Source organism: Rhodococcus sp. NPDC006774 (genome assembly GCF_040636045.1).
Taxonomy (GTDB): Bacteria; Actinomycetota; Actinomycetes; order Mycobacteriales; family Mycobacteriaceae; genus Rhodococcoides.
Window position 1 is genome coordinate 147,305 of record NZ_JBEYIW010000004.1, and the last position, 21,905, is coordinate 169,209.

The window sequence follows — 21,905 nt, forward strand, 5'->3', positions numbered from 1 at the left end:
CACTCTGCCCCAGAGTCGAAACCTGTCCGATGATGAACATCGGACTCTTAGGGTGAATGCCGTCCAGAATTGAGCGAGTCTGATGACTGCGCCAGAAATGTTTCATCCGTTCGAGGTCACCGTTCCTTACAAGGACATCAAGGATGCCTTCGACGTCCAGGTGGTGAATCTTCGAAAGGAGATCGCCCCAGCCCCTGCACTGACCGAACTGCGTACTCTCGTCACCACTGCGACTAAGGAGCTCGATGGCCTGCAGAAGAGCGACTGGTGGACAATTGCCCACGCAGTTGCGGACCCAGGCTCCCTCGCCGCATCGATCAAGAGCGGCAACACTATCGATGAGTACTCCGGCGAATCGGTCCTGACTTTCGTCCAGACGCCGGTGACCCTCACTTCTCTGTTTCCGCTGGTCCAGCCCAGAACTGCTCATCTCGCGAACATCGAACAGCCTCCCCGTGTTCTCGGCGCGACAGACTCCAACACCAAGCCGACTGCGTCGATGATCGTGGAGTTTCGCGACGAAGATCATCTCCGCGACCACCTCGCATCGGTGTTCCGAGGGACTATGAAGGCAGGCTCAGACCTGCGCGCTTCCATTCTCTCGCACGGCGTGACTCAACCTGTGCTGTGCTATTCCGCGACCATCAGGCTTCTCGATAGCGATGAAGAAATCGATGTTCTCGCCGTCGCCGACGGAATCACTCGAGTCACACGGTCGTGGCAGGCAATTTTCGGCGCTGAATACTCCGAGCGAGATCTCCCCGACTTCATCGTCCGACAGTTGTTGACACAGAAGGGCGCAAAGACCAACACCGATGGTTCGTCTAGTACCCACCGCAAGGGTCGCGCCTCGGTCTACAGCGATATCCGCGGCAGGTTTCAATCGGCGGCGCAACGGACCTCAGACCCAGACCTGACACGCGTGGGCCAGGCTCTTCGTCTGCCTGGACGCATCGTCGTCGGCTACAAGCGATTGACTGCGGATCTGGTCGGCGATTCCATCCCGTTCGAGTTCCCCGACGCGATCAATTCTGCGGTGGCGCAACAGCATACCCTCTCCAAGGGTTGGGATCCGTCAGCAATCGGGACCAATGTCATGGCGCAGGCAGTCCAGCGAGCAGCTGCGGAAGGCAAGCTCGCTCGAACCGTCGCGGAAGTCGCGCTCGGTTTCGAGGACTTCGAGTTCAGCATGGCCGACAGCGAGAATGTAGATCGCGAAATCGACTCCATGCTCGCACGGGCCACCTGGTTGACTGCAGTCCTGAGCGAACCGAACGCGCACAAGGCCATCAAGCAACACCTCCGCTCCCTGCTTGCGAAACCTCAGATCCAGCCGCGCGACTATGCCGACAAACTGGCGACGGTGGTCGAACGGCCTTGGACTTCGGTGAAGGAGGCTTCCCGGAGCAACGCAGTACGGGCCTGGAGAGCAGGCGGTCCGATCCCGTGGGTTCTGTACCGAGAGCCGTGGGTCGCGCTGATGCCACGGAAGTACGCCGACCTGGTACCGGTTGCGCTGGATGATTCCCACCCGCACCAGAGGGACGCGCTGGCGACGCTCCAAGTCGCGGGCGGGATCGCACTCACCGCCGACGGATTGCTCTTGGCCGCTTCAGGTTCGACCGCGGAGGGAGGCTATAAGCGAGTACAGCCTCATGGCGTCGTGAAGGCACTGAGCGAATCCCCGGAACGGTTGTGGGTGCTCGCACATGCAGCGGACAGTTTCAAGCACGACAGGGAGGCCGTCAATTCGTTTACGAACGCCTCCGCCATACCCAGTGGTTGCTACTTGGTCGATTTCCCTTCGCCGACTGATCCTGAAGTACCGACCGGCAAATTCGATGGTAAGCGGCTCGACTACAAGGCAATCCAGGATGCTGCAGGCCTGAAAGAAGAACAGGCCGAGGAGCAATCTGCGGAACCTCGCCAGTCACACAGCGAGACCCTGACGGACTTCCGAACGAAGCTCGCCACATCTGTCGAACGCGCCAAGACCTACGCCGACTTGATAGAGGATCTGCTTCGTGAGCATTCTGAACTGCAACCCTTGTACGACGCTAGTGAGCGTCATGACTGGGAGGTCACCAAACAGTCTTTGGGCGATCTGTTCGCGAAGTTCACATTCTGGGCCCCCTCCGACGAGCTGGTCGAGGAACTGGAGGACGAAGACGACGACCTGGACGACAACGGGGACGAGGACGAGGACGAGGACGAGGAACAGTGACGCAGCGTATTTCGATCACGTCATCAATCGGCCGAAGTTGGCAGAATGTCGCGGAGTCAGCAGCACTGTCCCGCCGAGCGGGAAGCTGCTCGGAATCCCAATTGTTCAAGATCGAGAACGGGGCCCTTGCGAACTGCTCCGAAGAGGGTCCGCTGGTCTACGTAGTGCTCGGACATCAAGTCGTTCAGTACGTCGGCCAGACTCGACAGCCCCTTTCCGTCCGGATCGGCAACCATCTGAGAAACCCAGCCAAGGCTCAAAATTGGTCCCACGTCGCAGCGATCACTCTGGACTACGACACCTCCGCGGCCAAGGTTGATGAGATAGAGCGGCGGGCACGCGACATGCTGCGCCCGCGGATGGGTTCGTCCTGGCCACGTATGCCGTCCTAGAGCGTAGAGCTAGACGAGAACGACCGAGCGACTCTGGAGTCGCTCGGTCGTTCTCGTCTAGTCCAAAGCTGTAGCGCAACAAAGCTTTTGGGCGATCGCTGAGCTACTATCGAAGATATTAGCGTTTAGCTACGACAGCCTCTACGGTTCCACGACAGGATTTCAACCTTGCCGAAAGTGATCGCCTTCGCGAACCAGAAAGGCGGTGTCGGGAAAACGTCGGTAATCCTCGGCGTCGCCAGCGCGGCGAGCGCCAACGAAGTCCCCACCTTGGTCATCGACCTCGACCCTCAGGCGAACGCGACAGCTGTACTCGGCGCAGCGAACTCGGATCGCACCATCAACGAGGTCCTCTACACCGGCATTCGGGGCTGCGCCGCAGAGGCAGTCAGTCCTACTAGTTGGCCCGCTATCGACATCATCCCTGCGACGCTCGCGCTCGCAGACCGTGAAGCTCAGCAAGACCATGCCTTCGAGCAACGGCTTCGCGACTCGCTCCAGCATGACGAGCTCAACAAGTACGAGCTCATCCTGATCGACTGCCAACCCTCGGTCGGGAAGCTCGTGCTGAACGCACTCGTCGCCGCCGATCAAATCCTGATCATCACCGAACCCACGATGGAGGCGAGTGCCGGCGTGGCCGCGATCCAGAGAACGATCGCGACCGCGCGGCACTACTACAACGAGAAGCTCTCTGTCGCAGGCGTAGTGATCAACAAGGTCGATCTCCGCACCCGCGAGAACAAGTATCGAATCGCGGAGATCGAGAAACATATCGGGAGCCAGCTCTGGAGTCCGTATGTGCCGTATCGAGCCGCGATGAGCGAGTCACGAGGCAGCGGAGTCCCGGTCCACTCGTTCGGGAAGGAAGCAGCAGACCTGACAGCCGTCTTCGACACCTACCTCTCGCTACTCCGCGGCTCAGGACAGACGAGGTGAGCAGGAAGCAGCGTCGTCCGACGACGAACCGCATCAACCCCTTCGAGGATGCTGGCGTACCGCGAAACACTCTCCGGAAGCCTCCCGAGGAGTCGAGCTGGCTCACTGCCCCACTAACGGGATCCTTCACCCCTACGCGCGCAGCCACCTCAGCACAGCCTCGAAGAGGTAGTTCGTACTCCGTGTCTGTCGACCTGTTCACAAGAGCAAGAGCGAAGAAGCGGAGGACACGGACCTCCCTGTCGTCGGTCATCGGACAGGGCTTTCGGTTGTGGATCGCGGAGGAGTGGCAACCGGTGAAGCGCGCAGTCGGAGACCGTTCTGCTGAACCGACTCGCTCCAGCTCATTTGCGGTCGACGAGGCGCTCTACAACCGAGCCTCTCAGTTGTGCGAGGACTCTGGCATCTCGATGACATCGCTCGTGGAACAGATCTTGGAGAAATGGGTCAACGAGAAGTGAAACGGCGCAACCCGATACAGCTCAGGAGACACTGATGAGAATGCACGCTTTCGCCGCTACGATCGCAGTCGTGGCCGTTCTGCTCACAAGCTGTTCCCCCGGGGACGACGACAGCAGGCCCGGTGTGGTCTCGGAGGCGAGCTACACGGGCCTCGAAGTCCGTCGCCCGATTGGTGTCGCCCTGTTCGCGTCCTGGAAAGACTCCCCCGACTCCGAACGTGTTGAAGTCGGAGAACGAGACATCTCACCGGAACTGCTTCGAGCGACCTGCCACGGCGACGGTACCGACCTCCGAGTCGTCGTCGAGGGACCGGGTGGCTCAGAGCTGAGTTCGAGCATCGGCAGTTCGACGATTGGTGTCGACTTCCCAGGGCTGGCAGAACCCGTCGAAGTCGACGTCGCCGCATACGATTTGAGTTGGGGACCGACCGGAATGGAGATCGACCTCTTCCGGAGCGACTTCGGCTCGTCGGCGAGCGGCAGCTTTCCCGAAGAGTTCGGCAAGGTCAGCGGCACTTTGAATATTCGGATGACCGTGACCTGCTAGGCCGATCGCGCCCGAAAGTCCACGTGGAGTCGAGCACCGAGAGCCGTGCCACGGCCAGTTTCACAGTCGTGTCCGACTCACCGGCTAATCTGAGCGAGGGGCTGTTCAAGTATCAAACGGAGGGCGCAGTTCGATGGGTCGCAACTACGGAGTCAAACCGCCGCCGCGTGTTGTCATCCATGCCCCAGGCAACCTCGCGGATCTTCGGTCCGCCGCAGAAGCGCACGCAAACGATATGCGAGAAAGCGCCGAAGAACCGATCCGTTGGGCCGACTGGAATGTTCTGATCACAACGGGGGGTGTTGCTCCTGACGGTGGTGCGGGCGCGCTGAGGGTAATCCAGTTCGGCGGCAATCCGATTGGTCTCCTCCAACATGAGCACTTCTCCAACCAATTTCCGGTGGGCCTACGGACCACGGTCGGCTCCACGGTTCACGAACCCGACGGTCTAAGCGACGAGCAGAGCGCGTTGATCAAGCAGCTCGTCGATACCTGCATCGAGCTCGGCGAAGCTGAGCAAACCGTCCTGCATCGAACGTTTCCAGGACAATCGGGCACCTGGCAGCCACTCCTCGTGACAGCCGACTCTGATCCAATTGCGGCCATCTACAAGCCCGTATACGGTGCGAGCGAAGTGTGGTACTTCCCCCGCGAATCAATCAAGATTGCGGAGGTGGTCTGCCAAGTCGCGTTCACGCAGTGGCACCGAGAAGCACCAGACATCTTTCCGTCAGCGCCGAACTGGACGTCGAACCAACGTTGGATGACGGCAGGCCAACAGGTCAAGTTCGGAGAGCTGAGCAGGAGGATCGAGGACTCGAAGACCCGAATCGCGTCTGCCGAGAGAGAGATCGCCGACGCCGAAGCTGCGATTGAGGGTGTGAGACGTGACGCGTCGACTTCCGAACAGCGGCTTCTCACCGCAGACGGAGACGAGCTGGTCTCGGCGGTCACAGCGGCTCTGACTGAACTCAAGTTCGAGGTGGTCGACCTCGACGCAGACACACCCGAGGGCAAGCCGAAGATCGGTGATCTGGAGGTGAGCCATCCCGACTTTCCTGACTGGAAAATCATGGCGGAGGTCAAGGGAAAGACGAAGGGTGCTGCACTGAACGATTTGTTCGCGCTCCAGACACATAGGCGGGTGTACGAGCAGACCCGGCCAACTCTGAGCGGAGTCTGGTATCTGGTGAACGCGGAACGGCGAAAGCCCGATCCGGGGTCACGGCCTGTTCCGCTCGAGAGCGCGACCGATGAGATCGACACCTTCGCCGAGGACCACGGTCTCGTCATCGATACACGGGACCTCTTCCAACTCGTCAAATCCGTTCAGCTGCAACTAATCTCGGAGAGAGTCGCTGCAGAGGCGCTCATCGAGCAGTACGGCCGATTCAAGCTGCCTGTCGGTCAAACGCCGAACGTGTAGTCGGCTATCGATCTGCTTCGCTGCGAAACTGCGCCAGCGCAGCTCTCAAAGCTGGGTGTTCGAACGTGTCGGCTGGCTTCAACGCCCGCAGCACCGGCAGGTGCCCACGGACCTCCGATGCGGGAGGAAGCTGCTTCTTGATCGAGACCGCAAGCGCCCGGTAGTTCTTCGGCACCGTCCAGTTGAGATCGTCGATCATGTATCCGGGAACCGGCGACGGTGCCTCCCCCAAGGGGTCGTAGCCGATCTGGGCAACCGCATACTCGATCCAGCCGCGGCGGTTGCGCTCATTCTCGGCCGCCCAGTCAGGGTTCTTTCTCGCGAGGCTCTTCTGCATGTTCGCGAAAGCGACCTCTGGCTGAAAAGAATCCGTCGCCGACTTGAACATCGCCTTCAACATTCGCACGCTGCCGACCGCTTTCGGGGCGGGGTGGCCCTCCGGGAGAAAGATACCGAGATTCCACCCGGCGTAGACGCAGTCGATTCGCAGCTCGTCCGCGGCAGACTCGACTGTGGAAGACCAGACACGATTCCAACCGTCGAGCAAATCCGCGATGTCAGTTGCGTTCTCGATCCACCGCTGCCACTGCTGACCGTCTGACGTCTGCCTGAACATCGCCCAGTTCGCGTTCAGTTGAGCTTCGCCCTGGAGTCGATGCTGCTCCTGCTGCCGTCGGGAGGCTTCCTGCACCGCCGCCTGCTGAAGAGCCGCCTCGCGCCGTGCCTGGTCTCTCGACTCCCGGTACGCCACAGCCTCGCGCTCGGCGCTCTGCTTCGAGCGCTTTCTCAGCTCCGCGTTTGTGGCGGCGTTCTCACGTGCACGCCGCTTCGCAGCCTTCTCAGACCGCTGAGCAGCGCGGGTCTGCTCCTCGGCCTCGTAGAGCATCCGCTCTCTCCAACTCGGCCCATCGAATAGCCCCACAGCGACCTCCCCGACTCGACAACTTCGCGCCCGAGGTTAGTCGAGCGAGATCCTTCACAGACACTCGATCCTTCAAAGCCGACTAACTACGCCTCCTGCCTGTACCAGATTTCACCGGCATCACAGGCACGTTTCTGGTTCCCGCAGGCCAGAAGAGATTTCCAGACAAAGGACGGCACTCCCAGAAGCCGACAACTCCTTCTAGCGCATCGAACACTTCTGCGGACTCTGCACCCCACCTACTGAGTGCGAGCAGGGTCCTATCGGTGTCTTCATACAATTCGAGCATCTGCGCAAGCCGGAGCCTGAACAGGAGGAATCGAATCATCGCATCTTGCGCATCGGGTGTCACATCACCCGGATTCAGTACCGCAAACGAGTCCAGCGCAAAGCCGACAACCTCCCCCGTTTCCCCTTCGGCAAGCTCTGCGGCATACTCCGTGAGCGCTCGCCCAAGACGTGCGCTTGCCGAGATTCGACTCGCGTCGATCTCTACTTTGTCTTGATTGGACAATCTCACCAAATACCTCCAACGACATCTTGCTGCTGAGTTCCGTTTACAAAGCTTATCGCTTCTCGAATAAATCTTTTCAAATACATCCCAGCGAATTAGTCGACTGGCTTATTTATCGCCGTACGGCTCTCTGATTGCTCGCGTAGACGATCTTTTAGCTCTTCTCGACTATCGCTTACGTATCGACGCCTATCGCCGCACTAGAGTCGAACTGACTGCGCGAGCCGCGGCGACACCGAGCCATGCACTGCACGTAGCCGACTGACAGCTCCAACAGCTAGTGCTACCTTTGCCTGATGAATCGAGGCAAGGATTTGGGGTTCCGCCAACCACCACGCATACCTGGCTGGAGAACCGGAAAACAACTGACGAAAAACAAGTACATCTGGAATGTCACCCGCCCCGGAACCAAGGGTGTACTGAAAGCGTCGCGAGACGTTGTGAAGTATCGCGACGAGCCAGGCTTTCGGCCGCGAAGATTTATCGACGAAGTGGCAATCATAAAAAGGCTCACCGACGCGAATGCGCAGGGGATTCTTCCGCTGATCGAGTCGGAGGACCATGAGTTGCCCTGGTGGTATATCACCCCACTGGCGGAGACACTGCCAGACCATCTCAAGGAGAAGACCTTCTGGCGAGTGGTCGACTCTGTTCGACAGTTGGCTGAATCTCTGATTCAGCTTCACGAGAAGCACCACACCTTCCACCGAGACATCAAGCCTGACAACCTTTTTATTCTCAACGGACAGCCGGTTTTCGGCGACTTCGAGATCGCTCAGTTCGAGGATCAGACTTTCGAGACATCTGCGATGGACAAGGTAGGCCCTGCCTCGTACCTGGCGCCGGAAGCTCGCGCCTCCGGCATGGTCACGGACTGGGCCGCGGCCGACGTGTACTCGCTCGCCAAAACCCTCTGGTCTCTTGCTGCGCCAAGACACTCGGATGGATCCCTCCAGTATCCCCCTCTCGGCCACCACCAATCTATGTATCCGGGATACGGTCTGCAGTACCTCACAGATCGCCGAGCTGCCTCGCTTAACGGCCTAATGGAATCGGCTTCAGACCTAGTACCGGCCAGTCGTCCGACATTAGGGCAGTTTGCGGCTGAACTGAAGACCTGGCTCGCCGACAACGAGCAGTTGCCCGATCCAACGCCTGTTCCGCTCGGTCCCATCGGTTTCGCTTATCTGCAACGAGCCATAACAGAGTGGGACAAATCGGTATCTGAGTTGATTGTGGGGGCAGTTCAGGAAGCACATCGAGTGCTTGGAACCGTCTTTGTTGACGTAGCAACACTTGAGGACCGACCTTACGAATTGCAGGACCCGTATACCGGTGATAGCCGAACAAAGGCGGTAATGTCGATCTCGCCACGCTACGAAGACGAAGACCTGAGCGATCACATTGCAATTGTCTTCTATCCCGATCAGCGTGACATGCGGATCATTCTCGGCGCGCAGGCAAGCAGGATGGATTCGACCACCGAAATTTTCGGCGAGCTACAGGTTCTCGACACCGAGCGGAAATGGCAACTAATTGACCAAGACAAGGAGCTCGCCGAGTCGACCCGCTGGCCCTCGACCCGCACGACAATAAACGGTATTCTCTCCACTTATGCGGCAAGATGCACTGAACTGGGACTTCGCGCTGGATCCAACTGGACGGCGTTCAGGGTTCTGTAGTGCAGTGCCACCGCTCGAAGTCTAGATCGCCGCTTTTGGAACGGTATCAGAGCTACACCATGTCAAACTACCGATGTGAAGCTGCTTGAGAAAGCTAGGAATGCCAGACGGTTGACCTGACTTGTCGGTGCCGCCGTAGTTGTCACTGGCGGGTTCGCTGCGTGCGCAGTCAACCTCACGGACAGGCCACCCTTCGAGAAGATTGGGCTGGCTCTGACCTGGCTTGGTGTTGCAGTCGCATTGTCAATCTTCTCTCGCCAATCAAACGAGCATCGGGCGTTTGAGGGTCGACTTCACGGACTGATGCGGGATCTAGTTGCGGAGACGAAACTCGTTGCCGCACAGACTGAATCCGACTCAGACAACGGCGAGGAAGATGCCTACCCGGAAGAGGCCCGAGCGCTTGCGGAACGCGGAATCGACATTGGAGACGGCTACCGGATGTTGCAAGCCTCCGAAGTCCCCTTGCGCGTCGTGGGTGATCTGGTGCATGGCTGGAAGCAAGACGGACGGCGTGGAAGGTGGACACTCGGGAACCTCAAGTGGAGTGTCCGAAAAACAGGCAATGGGAATCATCCCTGGATCGTGGTCTTCTCAGATCCAAAGACCGGCAGCGACCGTCTTTGGAAACTCAGCAAGGGTGGACGCAGCAGCTCGGAGCCCACCGTCGACGAATTGACCCCCGTAAGAAATCTTCAGTAGTAGACAACGTCGGATTGACCATTCACCGCCTCTCGGGACGGAAGGCGCACTCGCTCGGGTCAAGATGACGCGACGGCGAATGAGGTTCCCCCGGGCTTGGGAGCACTGTCAACCGCACCTCACGCAATCATTGGAGGGACTCGATCTAGTGAGACTCACTGGGATAATAGCCAGATGAAACTCTGGGTGGACGACCTCCGCGTCCCTCCCGCCGGGTGGGTGTGGGTGAAGACAAGTCGTGAAGCGATCGAGACGCTGGAAACCACGAGAGTGTCTGTCCTGTCGCTCGATCACGACCTCGGCGGTGACGACACGACCCGCCCGGTAGTCATCTGGATGTGTGAGAACGGCGTCTGGCCGGCTGAGATCCGAGTCCACTCCGCGAATCCGGTCGGCGTCGAATGGCTGACAGGGATGGTCGAGCGGTATCGGAACGGAGGACCGGATGAACAAACCACGCTACCTCGACGTGACCGATAACTCTTCGTTCCAAATCGAAGACATGTAGTGAGCGCTTCCAAACCGCAGCATGTCGTTTCGAGCGCACCTCGGCCCAACGGATCGGATTGAGATGCAGCAGCATCCGTACGCGCCAAAACTAAAGGTGAAGGACACCGAGAAGTGATCCGCGGAACTGGCTGGGTATCTCCACCCCGACAAAGCGATCTGGGCACTCGTTAAGACGAATTCGCTGCGCCCGGGAATGGAGGCGCTCGCTGTCACGAACTCGCGGCTGATCGGCTACGCAGCACGTGAATTGAAGTTCAAGCAGACCCACGTCTTCAAGGTGCAGGGCGATGCGGACGCGATCGAGACGTTCGAGTTCACGGGGAAGAGCGGCTTCAGCAAACTTGGCGTGAAAGCTGTACAAGTGCTTAAGATTTCGAGAAAATAGACGTACGTTAAGTAAGAGCTAACGTACGTCTCCGACCCTGACCGCGCTGACATGCTTGCGAAGTCGCAGAGCTTTCGCGATACATCAAGTTCTGCAGTTCCCGGTCGTCGAGTCGCGTTGGAGTAACGGAGGCGTCGATCCGATTTCAAATCGACGGAGACCGAATGAGCGTCACGCCCGAACCACTTCAGCCTGAATCCTCTGTCTCGGAACGACCTACGTCGAAGCCGCTCCACCTTTTCCGGCTGAGAACGAGTCTCGAAGTCCATCAGAGCTCACTCGCGTTCAGCCGTCTGTCCGGGCTTACACCAGATCAGTATGTGGTCAGCAGGTGGGGATTCCCCACGATGCCGAAGCCAGAGCCGAGGAAGGCATCGGGCCGAGTCAGGCTCGGGCCCGCAAACTTGCGAGACGACTTCATTGGTCATCCACTTTTCTGGATCGACCCGACTCTCACCAGCATGAAGCCGTCGGAAACGCGCCAAGACTGGTGCGTCCGGATGTACTACCTCCTCTGCCGCCTAGGACTCTGGCGGCAGAATTCTTGGGTGGACTTCCCGAGATCACGAGGCGTTGAGTTGAGCGTGGCCGACCTTGAGGGGTACCGCATGCGACAGAACCCAGCGATCGCAACCGACGGGCGCGCGAACTGTGCGTTTCTCACCGATACTGATCTCCACGGTGGCGTTGAAGCTCACCGGTCAGATGTGAAGGGCGCGCTGACGAAGATCGTTCTGCTGAGGCAAGCGATCGAGTCTGAGATCGCGAATCGACAGCAACTCGCGCTCCGCACTGTCGAGGAGCTGGTCGGGCCGGACGACGTGGCGACCGATGTCCATCGCGTCAGTCCTGAGTCGGTAGGCAAGCACTGGTCGCGAGCTATAAAGCCGAGACTGAATCAACTTGTTCTGAGCTACGGAGCGGCGATCGCACCAGGCCAGTTTCGGTCGAGCGGAATTTCCGAGCTTGTCGACCTTGCTCTCGAAATTTCCGACCAGATTCAGAGAGACCTGAATCGGCTCCGGACGAGCACGTACCAGCTCGCGCTACCAGTCCTTCAGCGGATGGCCGACTCGGAGACGTCCGCGGCCGTCCCCGATGCATATCTCGAGTATCTCGACAGACGACGAAGGTGTGTCGACGAGGTTGCTCAGATCTTCACCGCAGCACTCGACCGTCGCTCCGAGGAAGCGCTCCTCGATGCAGAGCGGGAGGTGCTAGAGCTTTATGCGAGAGCGCGATCCGCGCTCCGGCACGCCTACGTCAACTTCCGGCTCGCCGAGCTCGGCCTACCCATCTTTCTCACTGACTCAAGTCTGACCAACGACCTAAACACGCGCGCGGCCGGGGACAGCTCGGTCACAGCGAAGCTATGGCCTCTACATCCTGACGATTTTCTTGAGACGTTCGGCGACCCAGCTATCAATCCACGACGGCGAGTACGCCAGCCCGATTTCTGGCCAGAGATCGTCGAGGACTCAGGCGAGCGCTTCTAGCGATGGACTCCGCGTCCGCGTTCACGGCTGCGTCAGCGGTAGAGCTTCTCGGGCTGAACGAGATCGACTCGGCAGCTTCAGTACGAGAGAGGTACTCCTCTGCAATTCGTCATGCGACCAGATCGCCGCGATCGATCCACGTATACGACGCAGCCTGGCGACACTTTGCCAGCTGGTGTTCGGAGAACGGACGTGGCCCACTGCCGGCAGACGAAGAGACACTGATCCTCTATCTCCTCTACTGGGGACATCCTGATGTGAATCGTCGCGCGGAGGATCGCTTGTTGAGTCGCTCCACGATTCGTACGTACCTACACGGGGTCAAGTGGTCACATCTCCAGAGTCACTCCCCCTGGCCCACCTACGGTCTCGGCGAAGCTGACGTTCTCAAGGAGACCGTCCGCCTGATCGAACATCGTCAGCGAGACATCAAGCAGAGCCCCAAGGGGAGAGCGATCGCCGAAGCGAAGCTACTCGCTTCAGTCCGCTCGATCGACGACACCAAGCCAGAAGGTCTCCGTGACCGCGCACTGCTGCTGACGACGTTCTACGGCGCGTTCCGACGCGAGGAAGTCGTCCGTCTGACCACCGACGACCTTGAGTTCTCCGACGATGAACACGACGAAGGGATGACGATCACGCTCCGATCCTCGAAGACAGACCCACACGGAAAGGGAGCAGTGCGCGCGATCAGTCGAACCTACATCGAGCCATGTCCGGTCCTGTCGATGCGAGACTGGCTGAACGTCCGCGGTCTCGAACCCGGACCGATATTCACTAATATCGGCAACCGCGGCCCACGGCAGAATCACGGCGGACCGCTGACCCCGTCACATGTCAACAAGCTGATCAAACGGAGTGTCGCCCGAATCGGCGAGGACCCGAGTCGCTACTCAGCGCATTCGATGAGAGCCGGTCTCGCCACGAGCGCGGCACGTGCAGGAGTCGAGCCGAGACTGATCAAACTCCAGACAGGGCACGCTTCCTACGAGATGCTCGACCGCTATATTCACTCAGCAAACTCGCTCTCCGACAACGTAGTCCGCGCGATGCACCCGCGATAGTCGACGCCGTTCCGCCGACTAAGTCCACTTCGGATCTCGGCTCATCGGCCGGTAGAGTTCAGCCCTGTTGAGAGAGCTTCCCTCTCCGGTCTCCGCGATGATCTCCTCGATCCCGTAGGCGACGTCCGCCAAGACATCTGGCACCGTCCCATTGATCCAGATGAGATCGTCGACCTCTTCGATCGTCGCTCTACAGCTCGACTCCGCCTCGTCGATCTCCAGTCTGACTGTGAACAGATGAGGCAACGGCATGAGAGGCTCCGATACGGTTGGGGACGACTTCGTAGGCGAGTTTACGTCAGCTTGAAATCGACTTCCTCTGTGCAACAGCGTCTTTGAGTCTCTCTTCCCGTTACCACCTCCCGCCGCCTCCGCCGCGACCCTCCTCAGTACAGCAGCAACCGGATCGGGCGTTAGCCCGCGATCTGTCTCGCGCCAAGACATCGACAGCAGCGAGGTCGACGCGCGCGCTCCGCGCTAATAAGAGGCTCGCTCGCTCCGCTCGCTCACTGTGGACTGACGACGATGAGACTGGACGCGGTCTGGAGGGACTCGCCGTGGCGACGTGACCGCTTGCCCTGTCTCAGCGGTCCTCAGCGAGGCCGCGATCCAGACTCGGACCGAGAGGGCAGAGTCTGGATCGCGGCCTCGCCTCTGGAGGATCTCGGAACATGAGATCCGCAATCTGTTCCTGCTACAGCTCTATTGCCGCGGTGTCCGGAGGCGTCGTCCCTTATGACGTATCTGGTTGGCTCACGGCGGATCCAGCTCCGAATGTTGTCCTCACCGACACGGTTCTGTTCACGAAGCACTTCGCCTAAATGCAGGGTCGCGCTCCGTTTGTTCCCTGCATCTGGTGCCGTCACGCTGAGCTGGGTCATGTCTGAGGAGGGAATCACGTCTCGCCAGTCGAGGTGGTCCACAACTCAAGGAGATGCCGTTCGGCCAGACCACGCCGAATCCGTTGCAGGACTTCGCCTCGGGTCGTCTTTCTTGATCACCGAGGACCTCTCAGCGAGCTGATATTCACTGAACGGCGTAAACAAATCGAACAGAGAAGTAGGGGATATCTAGTAGTTCGCTCTCGCTGGATCGAAAAGATATCTTTCTTCGACCCGACTCGCACGTTGACTTCCCGACCGAAGCTCGAAGCAACTCGGGACGAACCAGCAGGAGCCGACGACTGAGAGTCGGCGTTTGTCTTTGCGATAACCAGGACTTATTCCCCGCCAAGTGCACGGCGGAACGCCTCGCTTTCTCTATCCTGTTCCTGCTGTGCACGGGACGGAGTGCTGCCGCGTCCTCTGGGTGCTGTGGGCTCGTTGCTCGCGCCTCCGAGGCTGTCCTGCTCCGCATATCCCGACTCCACATCGCTAGGTGCCGGAACCCAATCGGGAGTCGCCTGCACCAGTACACCTGAGTCAGCATCAGAGCCGGTCTCACCTGTGTCCGCGGTCGAGAGTGCACCGATGTTTCCGTCTGTGTTGTTCTCGAACACTGTCCCGTCCTGCCGCTCTTCCGCCACGAGGGCAGCGATTGCCGCAGGTGTGCCAATTGGGTTCTGTTCGATCGCATCGCGAGCAGATTGCATCTCCTCTGCGAGGTCGAGATTGGACTGTGTCAGCTCCTGAATCTCACTAGAGGTCAGGCCCCCGGTACTTGCGTAAGTGCCGAGCTCCGGATCGCCGCTTCGGTCAGCCAGTCCTTGATGGGCGAGGCCATTATCGATCCCCGGAGCGTCGGGAGAAAGACTAGCGAGAAGTTGGTTTTGATCTCTCTCTGCCCCGGTGAACTCCGTCCTTGACCTGCCTGTAGTCACGTTGTCGACCAAGTCGCGAAACATTCCAGGGGCGTCTTCACCCGCCGACAGAACTGACTGTCCTAGAGCGCTATTGCTCACCTTCTCCACTGCGTTGTCCTTGAGCTCCTTCGCAGAGTCGTATGCGTTGTACCCAGCCTTTCTCACTGTTCGGTAGGCGTCGTTCGCTTTGTCCGCGATCACGATTCCGGAGGCGACGACCTGTCCGACACCGGGGAGAAACGGATGCGCGACCTTCGCAAAGTCGGCCGCCATAGACAGCTTGCCTTCCCCGGGCTGCGAGAGGTTCCGGTCCTTGCGCTGGCGCTTCTTCGTCTCTTCGTCGGTCGCCACCAAGTCTTCGAGACCGGAGTCTGCCTGGCCGGAGCCGTCCATGATTCGGTCCGCGTCAGTGGTGATGTCCCGCGGTCTCTCCTCTTGGGTAGGCTTCTTCCAGTAGGCAGGGTCGATCGGCGTCACCACGTCCCAGCCCATTTTCTGCATTACTGGAGAGCCCGCTGCGACTCCCGCAGCGAGAGCCATCTTCGGATCGGTGATATCCATTTTCAATGCGTGCGAGACTCCCTTGACCATCACCATGAGCGCGATCGCAGCGGCGACTCCGACGAGGATCGAGCGAACCAGCGCGATGTCGACCTGGAGCGCGAACAACTCGACGAAGAGCGCCACCAGACCGAAGGTGAGCGAGAAGATGATCGAGATCACCGACGACACCACAATCGCTGCGGCGAAGGTCTTTCCGAGCGTCTTGAAGATGATCGAGGGCTTCGCTCCCGGGATCATCAGCAGGAGCGGCGAGAGGATCGCGACCAGCAGGATCAGAACCGCGATACCTTGCGCGAGGATCGAGCCCACCACGATCGGTCCGAAGTATCTGATGATCATGAGCACGAGAACGAGAGCTGCCGCTGTCAGCGGGATCACGTCGGAGGAGTCACCGCCGATCGTCTTCAGGTAGACCGACTTGGCTTCCGCTGTATCGCCGAACTGTTGCAGCGCGCCCGAACCTCCTCCCAGGGAGTATGTTCCGAAGAACGGGACTGAGACTGAAGCGAGCGCCTCCTTGTCCATATAGTTCCAGTTCGAGACAAAATTCCCGGTCTCGTTATTCGGACGGATGCCTTCCGAGAAGATCGTGCTGTCCATCGTTCCGGCCTTCGCGTACCCCGGATTGGACGCCGCGGTTTCCCAGCCTTCGAGGCCGCACACGTTGTCGACCTCTTGGAGAAGTGTCTCTACGTCGAAATCACCTGCGTTGGTGCCGACTCCCACGCTGGCCCACTCCTTGTTCAACGCGCCGCGGAGTGGTTGTCCATCGATCTCACTGCCACCCCATATACAGCCGGAGAAGTACATCATCGCGAGCCGTGATCCGGAGAAGCCGCCCGACTTGTCCTCGATACTCCCCGACAGGTACTGCGGGCCAAAGATGCTGTCGGCGACCTCGACCGCGTCTGCCGGATCTCCTGACGAGGACTTCCAGTTACCTGCAGCATCGACCAGAACTCCCGAAGACTGGCCGACGGTGTACTTCGCCGAGCCTCCAGTCAGATTGACCGCGTTCATGCTGATCGCGTACGGGTCTTTGTTCGCGTTCCCGGTAAAGGTTCCGAGGCCGCCGGTACCGATCAGCTCACTGTAGAGCCCAGCTGATCTCGCGATCAGCACCTGATCTCCGACCGGGGACCCGGCCTGGTTCTCTGCCATCCTGCACCAGGAGTTCTCCGCGCCGATCGAGTCGCCGACCGCTGCGAGTCGGTAGTTGGAGAAGTAGAGCTGAGTGATCAGACGGTCGTACGCGATCATGATGTTCGACTTTCCCGCCATCTCACGCCCGGCACCGGACGACTTGTAGATCGCATGCATGCCTGCGATATAGCGGTCGCACGCCGATCCCGCACCTTGCTCGCCGGCTCGAGTCAGCGAGTGCGTAATTCCGTCGATGACTCCGGTGAAGACGCCACCGAGTTCGTTCGTAGCATTCATCGCAGTAGAGACGAACCACCCAGGTGAACCGAGCGCCCAAGAGCCAGGATCGGATGCGTAGTTCTCCCGGTTTCTCGATTCCGCGATCGTCTCCCCGCTCCCGGACCCGCCCGACGCGATCTCCGCCGTCCCAGAACCATCTACATCCGGATCGTCGTGATTCTTGGTCGCCTGCACTGAGACGATCCCGAGTAGAACCACGGCGACGATGGTTGTCGCGACCGGCTTCAGTCCGTTACTGCTCGCTCCGGGCTTCAACCTCGGCAGCAGTACCGAGAATCCGGCCGAGAGCAAACAACCCAAGACGATCATCGTCAAGAATGTCGACGGTTGACCGTCGAGGCCAAGCAGTTTCGCGCCGACCGAGTAGAACATGTAGTCGATGAAGTAGAGCACCTTGTCTACGAGCGAGATCGAGTTCGCCAGAGTCAGCACTAGTCCGATCAGAAGCGCTCCCGCGGAAGCGACCGAGAGGATGAGAAGTCCGAAGAAGCCGGTGATGACGCCTGGTATCTGGGCCATGAGCGACATCTCCCCCTCGGGGGCCGGAAGATCTGTCACGCCGAAGAAGCGATACCAGGCCATGTACTTCGACGCATAGAACACCGACGGCGACTCCTGAGCCAGCTGCGCATACATGCTCGGGTCTGTATAGCCGCCCATTCCGTAGATTTCAGACTCGTTGCCGAGCACGGGCTCCGCGTATTGCCCCTCTGCGGGAGTGAAATCGGTGGGTTGCGCGGAAGCTGTGCTGCCGCCGAGCACGATCCCAGCCGCGGTGACTGCGACGATGAGCAGCAACATCGCTCGTGTTCTCAATCTCGACGCACAAATCGATTGGCGCGCTCCTTCAGCCGCTCTTCTGAGCAAGCTGACGATCTGCGATCTCTGCTTCATCGGTGACTCCTAGAGAGTTCTAATCCATTGCGCGAGAGCATAATTAGAACTCTCGGACTGAATATAGAATCTGTCCGAGCCCGAACAATTGAAGCAAATCTATAAGGATAGCCGCAGAAATCCCATCGGACGTCCTACAACTTCACGGCCGCCAATCAATTGAATCAGAGTCAGGGTCTGCAATCAGAACGAGAGCCAGTCAGCACGACGGAAGATCTCTTTCAATTCCGCTAGAACCTATTACGTCGAACAGATAAGCAGCCGAATTCGCTTGCCGACAACCGGCGGCGATCTTCTTCACTGAGCGACTAGAATGGATCGGCCGATGCTTCTACAGAGGAAATACCATGGAGTCGAATCAGTCAGCACGTAAACCTATCTCGTTGCGAAAGCAAAAGCTGTCTCGCTCCGAGGTCGGTGACATCGAACCCGTCAGAGTCGGAGCCAGCGACTCGATCAAGACTGGCAGTTTTCAAGAAGTCGCTGAAGCGCAATTCAGCTCTCGGCCAGACGGAGGTTCGAGCGAGCGGGGGCCGAACTGGAGGCAATCACTTGCCGCTCGCGTGGAAATGAGCCCAGCTTCTGTGGTCGAAGCGGTGATTTGCCCCGATCCCGACTCAGGTGCAGCCTCTCTGGAGCACATTCGACGACAGGGACATCTACTCGGGTTCAGAGAGCTCGGCAACGACACAGGCTACCTGTACCCAAGCTTCCAGATCGACTTTCATGGCCACCGAATCTGGCCCGAGATCAAGCTGGCGAACTCCCTGATGCGTGCTCAAGAGAACCCGTGGGCGGTTCTCAGATGGTGGGTGAGCCCGAATCCGTTCCTCGACGGTGACGCAACACCGATCAGCACTGTAGGCGTAAGCGACGATCAGGATCGGCTCGTGTTGAGCGAAGCCGAGATCGCGTTACTGATCTCGACCCAGTTCGGGCACGACACATTTTGAGGACTTCACCACGACTGTTGCGCTGAGTGTTGGCCTTCTTCAATCCTGCGACCAACAGCACAGCTATGTGGCACAAATCACACAACCCGTTTTGCGGTGCGCGACGCAGAGCAACGACAGTCAGCGCCAACGATCGACTGGTCCAAACTTTATTTTCGTTGCAGTGCAACTGATCTGGCCCAGCGATCATCGACGCGCAAGCAACCGATCCAGCTAGATTGCTCAACATGACGAAGAACGTGAGGAGTCCGGTCAGAAGAGCTGACGATAGTAAGGGACGCGTACCGACGTCCTCGCACAGCCGTGCAGCATGGCAACCGAAGCACAAACCGGTTCTGTGTGAGCTCGGCACACGGACGTTCTCGGTAGACGAAGATCTGCTGCGCCGGTTCAGGGCGAGAGTCGAAACGTCTCAGCGACACGAGGCAGATGTGATCTCGTGGCTTCTGCGCCTTTATGTGGGGATGCCACACCCACCGAAACCAATCAAGACCGCTACGACCTCAACAACCGAGGCGAACTCGTGTAGAAACCACAATGCGACTCCACGAAAATCCTCCGCGAAATGACTGGCTCCAATCCACCAGATCCATTTCTGTGGAATTAGATTCGATGAAATGGAAGCGACGCTGTCAATTATCGTTATAGCCGAATAGATTAATAATCGATTCGCGCATGCAACGCGATGGCAAGAACTCGGTCGAGCCGGGCGGTAATGCTCACTGTCACGAGCTATGGGGCCGCCCGGCCCGACTGAGCAATCCCATATTCTTCTAGCCGAAGAGGTGACAAATGCTGATCGAGCGCGCACAGAATGCGCAAGTCGCTCTCAGCTGCAACACTTCTGACGCTGATCAGCTGCATCCTGCGACGGCCAACCCTGCGACCGCGGGACTGGGCTCGCACCCGGCTCACGACGCTCTGCTCAGCAGGCTGACACCGCAGACCCGTGATCGCATCACCCGCAATGAAGAGAAATTTCAGCGAGATCGCAGGGCTGATTCGAGCAAAGAGCTTTGGCGGGTTCTCTTGGCGCTGGCCAACGCTGAGTTTACTCCACAAGAAGTTGTAAGCCTGCTTTTGGACGGCCACTATCCGATATCGGAGATAATCGCGCCGAAAGTCGGTGGGAATCGAAAGCGAGATGCGAGTCGGCAAGAACGCGCTCAATTCCTGATCGGCAACCGGAACCTGAACTACGTCAAGGCAGTCGCCTACGTCAAGGAAAACCCTGCTATCAGATCGAGGCCCGAGGCTGTGGCCCGAATCGGCGAGGTGATCGCGCACGCTAGGCAGGCACATTTCCGGGCAGGTTCTTGCGATCTCCGCATCATGGAGCATCTCTGCGCTATCGCGACCGGTCTCGGCTCCATCAAGGTGTCGTGCGCACAGTCCTCGATCCGGCTCGCGATCAATGCGTCGCCATCTTCGTCGGCGGTACCGCGCGCGCTCAAGAGGCTGATCGAGCGGGGCTACCTCGCGATAGCTGCGAACGAGTCTGCCAAGGGGGCAAGGACCTACACACTCAGGCTCCCCGACTCACCTCCGCGGTCACTGGAGCATTCGGAGGATGAGCTTGACCACATCACGCGGGTGGTTCGCTCCCGCTTGCATACGCTCGACGCATTTCTTGGGCCCAACGGTCTCGGCGACTCGGCAGCGATCGTGTTCTGGGCTCTGGCGAAGTCCCTCTCACCCGTCACCGAACGCGAAGTCGTCGCAGCTGAGATGATCTCGCTCTCCACCGTGAAGCGAGCGTTGAACCGTCTCTCACACCACGGCCTCGTCGTCGCAGTGGAGCGCGGCTGGTGCTTATCTTCTGAGATTCGGAACCCGGAGAACGCTCTCGACAGTGTCGCGATCGCTATCGGCAGCGACGGTGAAGGCGCACGACGACGCGCCGCGGTGATCGAGGGCCGAGACGAGCGCTCCCGCCACCAGTCCGACTGGGCACAATCACATTTCGCCGCGATTCGGCTCTGCAAAACGGAAGCAGATCGACGCGGCATCGCTAGGCCGTACTGGAAACCCGAGGTGCTCGGCTACGCAATAGAACAACTCCGCGAAACTTCAACAGCAGCAAGCGTGGTCTACGACCGCGCCGAAGCAATGCGGATAGTTCTCGACTTCGTCCAGGACATCTTCTTCGAGACCTTCGAGAACCTCTCGTGGCGCGAGCACGTTGGTTCTGTCGCCGAGCATGTCGCATCACTAGGACTCGGATACGAGACAATCGACCAAATCGAGCACCTGATTGCAAAGGCGAACCAATCGTTGCCCGCCGACGCTGAGACGGTTCATAACAGCAGTCGACCCCGGATCTTTGGCAGGCGATCTGCAAGTGCGTCACGTGCGTGCGATCAACTCGCCGAACTGCTCCGACTCGGTGTCCTCTTCGGCGAGTTCGCGGACCGTGCGGACGGTTTCGCGATGACCGATGCCGCGAAGGCAGTCACGTCGGCGTTGCTCGCTGCACCGGAAGCGGTTCGAGGCGGTGTACTCGCGCATTTCTCGAACTGGCATCGCGAGGAAGAGGGGCCGATCGTCGAGTCCGCGATCAAGGAGTGGCTCCCCTTCTCCACCGAGACCGACTTGCTCGTGCTGAAGCGTCTCTCCGGAATCGCAGACATCGAGGCGAACCCTCACATCGACCGAATCCTCTCGAGTCTGATGGTCGACGAAGAAGAGGTTGACATATCCGGAGTGCTCGACGCCTCCTTCCGTCACATGATGAACGGGATGTCGAGACTCAACCTCACGGACGAGAGCTACCTCGTCTCTCAGATACCCATACTGAGAAAAGCGCAAGAGATCAGCAAGAGCCTCCCTCACCAGATGACGATGCTCGCGTACCTGATCGGGCTCGCGATCGATGTCGAGTACTCCGTTGCCCGCTTGTCAACGACCAGCGAAGACAGCGCCGCGTAGACGTCTCGTCGCATAGATCTTGCTGAGCGCCATGCGAGCGATCAAGCCCCTCGACGTC

17 protein-coding genes are annotated in these 21,905 nt (G+C 59.2%); 12 read left to right on the top strand and 5 right to left on the bottom strand.

The window, feature by feature from the left end; all coding sequences use genetic code 11:
• The first annotated feature begins 82 nt into the window (after positions 1-82).
• The 4 genes from ABZ677_RS08000 to ABZ677_RS08015 all read left to right on the top strand — a co-directional run bounded on the left by ABZ677_RS08000 (position 83) and on the right by ABZ677_RS08015 (position 5,989).
• Positions 83-2,224 (top strand): hypothetical protein, encoded by a 2,142-nt coding sequence (locus tag ABZ677_RS08000; protein ID WP_358368149.1) that lies wholly within the window; start codon positions 83-85, stop codon positions 2,222-2,224.
• Positions 2,225-2,793: 569 nt separating this feature from the next.
• Positions 2,794-3,555, top strand: a complete 762-nt coding sequence (locus tag ABZ677_RS08005) for a ParA family protein (RefSeq protein ID WP_358368582.1) — start codon at positions 2,794-2,796, stop codon at positions 3,553-3,555.
• A gap of 495 nt (positions 3,556-4,050) precedes the next feature.
• The gene (locus ABZ677_RS08010) at positions 4,051-4,563 is read left to right on the top strand and encodes a hypothetical protein (RefSeq protein ID WP_358368152.1); all 513 of its coding nucleotides are present in this window, start codon (positions 4,051-4,053) and stop codon (positions 4,561-4,563) included.
• A 133-nt stretch (positions 4,564-4,696) separates the two neighbouring features.
• The gene (locus ABZ677_RS08015; RefSeq protein WP_358368155.1) at positions 4,697-5,989 is read left to right on the top strand and encodes a hypothetical protein; all 1,293 of its coding nucleotides are present in this window, start codon (positions 4,697-4,699) and stop codon (positions 5,987-5,989) included.
• 4 nt (positions 5,990-5,993) lie between these two features.
• Here ABZ677_RS08015 and ABZ677_RS08020 read toward each other — a convergent pair whose 3' ends face one another.
• Together ABZ677_RS08020 and ABZ677_RS08025 are read right to left on the bottom strand one after the other, a co-directional pair.
• The gene (locus ABZ677_RS08020) at positions 5,994-6,875 is read right to left on the bottom strand and encodes a hypothetical protein (RefSeq protein ID WP_358368158.1); all 882 of its coding nucleotides are present in this window, start codon (positions 6,873-6,875) and stop codon (positions 5,994-5,996) included.
• Positions 6,876-6,993: 118 nt separating this feature from the next.
• Positions 6,994-7,431: a hypothetical protein gene (locus tag ABZ677_RS08025; protein ID WP_358368161.1), complete on the bottom strand. Its 438-nt coding sequence runs from the start codon at positions 7,429-7,431 to the stop codon at positions 6,994-6,996.
• 290 nt (positions 7,432-7,721) lie between these two features.
• Between ABZ677_RS08025 and ABZ677_RS08030 the strand changes: the two genes are divergently transcribed.
• The gene (locus tag ABZ677_RS08030; RefSeq protein ID WP_358368164.1) at positions 7,722-9,107 is read left to right on the top strand and encodes a hypothetical protein; all 1,386 of its coding nucleotides are present in this window, start codon (positions 7,722-7,724) and stop codon (positions 9,105-9,107) included.
• A gap of 357 nt (positions 9,108-9,464) precedes the next feature.
• Here ABZ677_RS08030 and ABZ677_RS08035 read toward each other — a convergent pair whose 3' ends face one another.
• A complete protein-coding gene (locus ABZ677_RS08035) occupies positions 9,465-9,599 on the bottom strand; it encodes a hypothetical protein (RefSeq protein ID WP_358368167.1) in 135 nt (44 codons plus the stop codon).
• Between the two features lie 384 nt (positions 9,600-9,983).
• Between ABZ677_RS08035 and ABZ677_RS08040 the strand changes: the two genes are divergently transcribed.
• The 4 genes from ABZ677_RS08040 (at position 9,984) to ABZ677_RS08055 (ending at position 13,264) form a co-directional block, all read left to right on the top strand.
• Complete coding sequence (locus ABZ677_RS08040; RefSeq protein WP_358368169.1) at positions 9,984-10,289, top strand: cyclic-phosphate processing receiver domain-containing protein; 306 nt, start codon at positions 9,984-9,986, stop codon at positions 10,287-10,289.
• A 223-nt stretch (positions 10,290-10,512) separates the two neighbouring features.
• Positions 10,513-10,704 (top strand): hypothetical protein, encoded by a 192-nt coding sequence (locus tag ABZ677_RS08045; RefSeq protein WP_358368172.1) that lies wholly within the window; start codon positions 10,513-10,515, stop codon positions 10,702-10,704.
• Positions 10,705-11,282: 578 nt separating this feature from the next.
• The gene (locus ABZ677_RS08050; RefSeq protein ID WP_358368175.1) at positions 11,283-12,200 is read left to right on the top strand and encodes a hypothetical protein; all 918 of its coding nucleotides are present in this window, start codon (positions 11,283-11,285) and stop codon (positions 12,198-12,200) included.
• Positions 12,201-12,484: 284 nt separating this feature from the next.
• Positions 12,485-13,264 carry a site-specific integrase gene (locus ABZ677_RS08055; protein WP_358368178.1) on the top strand — a complete coding sequence of 260 codons (780 nt, stop codon included), beginning with the start codon at positions 12,485-12,487 and terminating at the stop codon, positions 13,262-13,264.
• 18 nt (positions 13,265-13,282) lie between these two features.
• Here the strand turns inward: ABZ677_RS08055 and ABZ677_RS08060 are convergent, their stop codons facing one another.
• Both ABZ677_RS08060 and ABZ677_RS08065 read right to left on the bottom strand, forming a co-directional pair.
• On the bottom strand, positions 13,283-13,708 hold the full coding sequence (locus ABZ677_RS08060; RefSeq protein ID WP_358368180.1) for a hypothetical protein: 426 nt from the start codon (positions 13,706-13,708) through the stop codon (positions 13,283-13,285).
• A 775-nt stretch (positions 13,709-14,483) separates the two neighbouring features.
• The gene (locus tag ABZ677_RS08065; RefSeq protein ID WP_358368183.1) at positions 14,484-17,270 is read right to left on the bottom strand and encodes a hypothetical protein; all 2,787 of its coding nucleotides are present in this window, start codon (positions 17,268-17,270) and stop codon (positions 14,484-14,486) included.
• Positions 17,271-17,277: 7 nt separating this feature from the next.
• On the opposite strand from ABZ677_RS08065, the gene ABZ677_RS08070 reads away from it, so the two are divergent.
• The 3 genes from ABZ677_RS08070 (at position 17,278) to ABZ677_RS08080 (ending at position 21,847) form a co-directional block, all read left to right on the top strand.
• The gene (locus tag ABZ677_RS08070) at positions 17,278-17,403 is read left to right on the top strand and encodes a hypothetical protein (RefSeq protein ID WP_358368185.1); all 126 of its coding nucleotides are present in this window, start codon (positions 17,278-17,280) and stop codon (positions 17,401-17,403) included.
• A 910-nt stretch (positions 17,404-18,313) separates the two neighbouring features.
• Positions 18,314-18,919, top strand: a complete 606-nt coding sequence (locus ABZ677_RS08075) for a hypothetical protein (RefSeq protein WP_358368188.1) — start codon at positions 18,314-18,316, stop codon at positions 18,917-18,919.
• A gap of 1,029 nt (positions 18,920-19,948) precedes the next feature.
• Complete coding sequence (locus ABZ677_RS08080) at positions 19,949-21,847, top strand: hypothetical protein (protein ID WP_358368191.1); 1,899 nt, start codon at positions 19,949-19,951, stop codon at positions 21,845-21,847.
• The last annotated feature ends 58 nt before the right edge of the window (positions 21,848-21,905 follow it).

Excerpts from the sequence above, each read along its gene's own strand:
- ABZ677_RS08040 (WP_358368169.1), top strand. The coding sequence starts at position 9,984 with ATGAAACTCTGGGTGGACGACCTCCGCGTCCCTCCCGCCGGGTGGGTG.
- ABZ677_RS08020 (WP_358368158.1), bottom strand. The coding sequence starts at position 6,875 with ATGCTCTACGAGGCCGAGGAGCAGACCCGCGCTGCTCAGCGGTCTGAG.
- ABZ677_RS08000 (WP_358368149.1), top strand. The coding sequence starts at position 83 with ATGACTGCGCCAGAAATGTTTCATCCGTTCGAGGTCACCGTTCCTTAC.
- ABZ677_RS08010 (WP_358368152.1), top strand. The coding sequence starts at position 4,051 with ATGAGAATGCACGCTTTCGCCGCTACGATCGCAGTCGTGGCCGTTCTG.
- ABZ677_RS08045 (WP_358368172.1), top strand. The coding sequence starts at position 10,513 with ATGGAGGCGCTCGCTGTCACGAACTCGCGGCTGATCGGCTACGCAGCA.
- ABZ677_RS08035 (WP_358368167.1), bottom strand. The coding sequence starts at position 9,599 with ATGCACCAGATCACCCACGACGCGCAAGGGGACTTCGGAGGCTTGCAA.
- ABZ677_RS08060 (WP_358368180.1), bottom strand. The coding sequence starts at position 13,708 with ATGTCTTGGCGCGAGACAGATCGCGGGCTAACGCCCGATCCGGTTGCT.
- ABZ677_RS08075 (WP_358368188.1), top strand. The coding sequence starts at position 18,314 with ATGGAGTCGAATCAGTCAGCACGTAAACCTATCTCGTTGCGAAAGCAA.
- ABZ677_RS08070 (WP_358368185.1), top strand. The coding sequence starts at position 17,278 with ATGGTTGTCGCGACCGGCTTCAGTCCGTTACTGCTCGCTCCGGGCTTC.
- ABZ677_RS08015 (WP_358368155.1), top strand. The coding sequence starts at position 4,697 with ATGGGTCGCAACTACGGAGTCAAACCGCCGCCGCGTGTTGTCATCCAT.
- ABZ677_RS08030 (WP_358368164.1), top strand. The coding sequence starts at position 7,722 with ATGAATCGAGGCAAGGATTTGGGGTTCCGCCAACCACCACGCATACCT.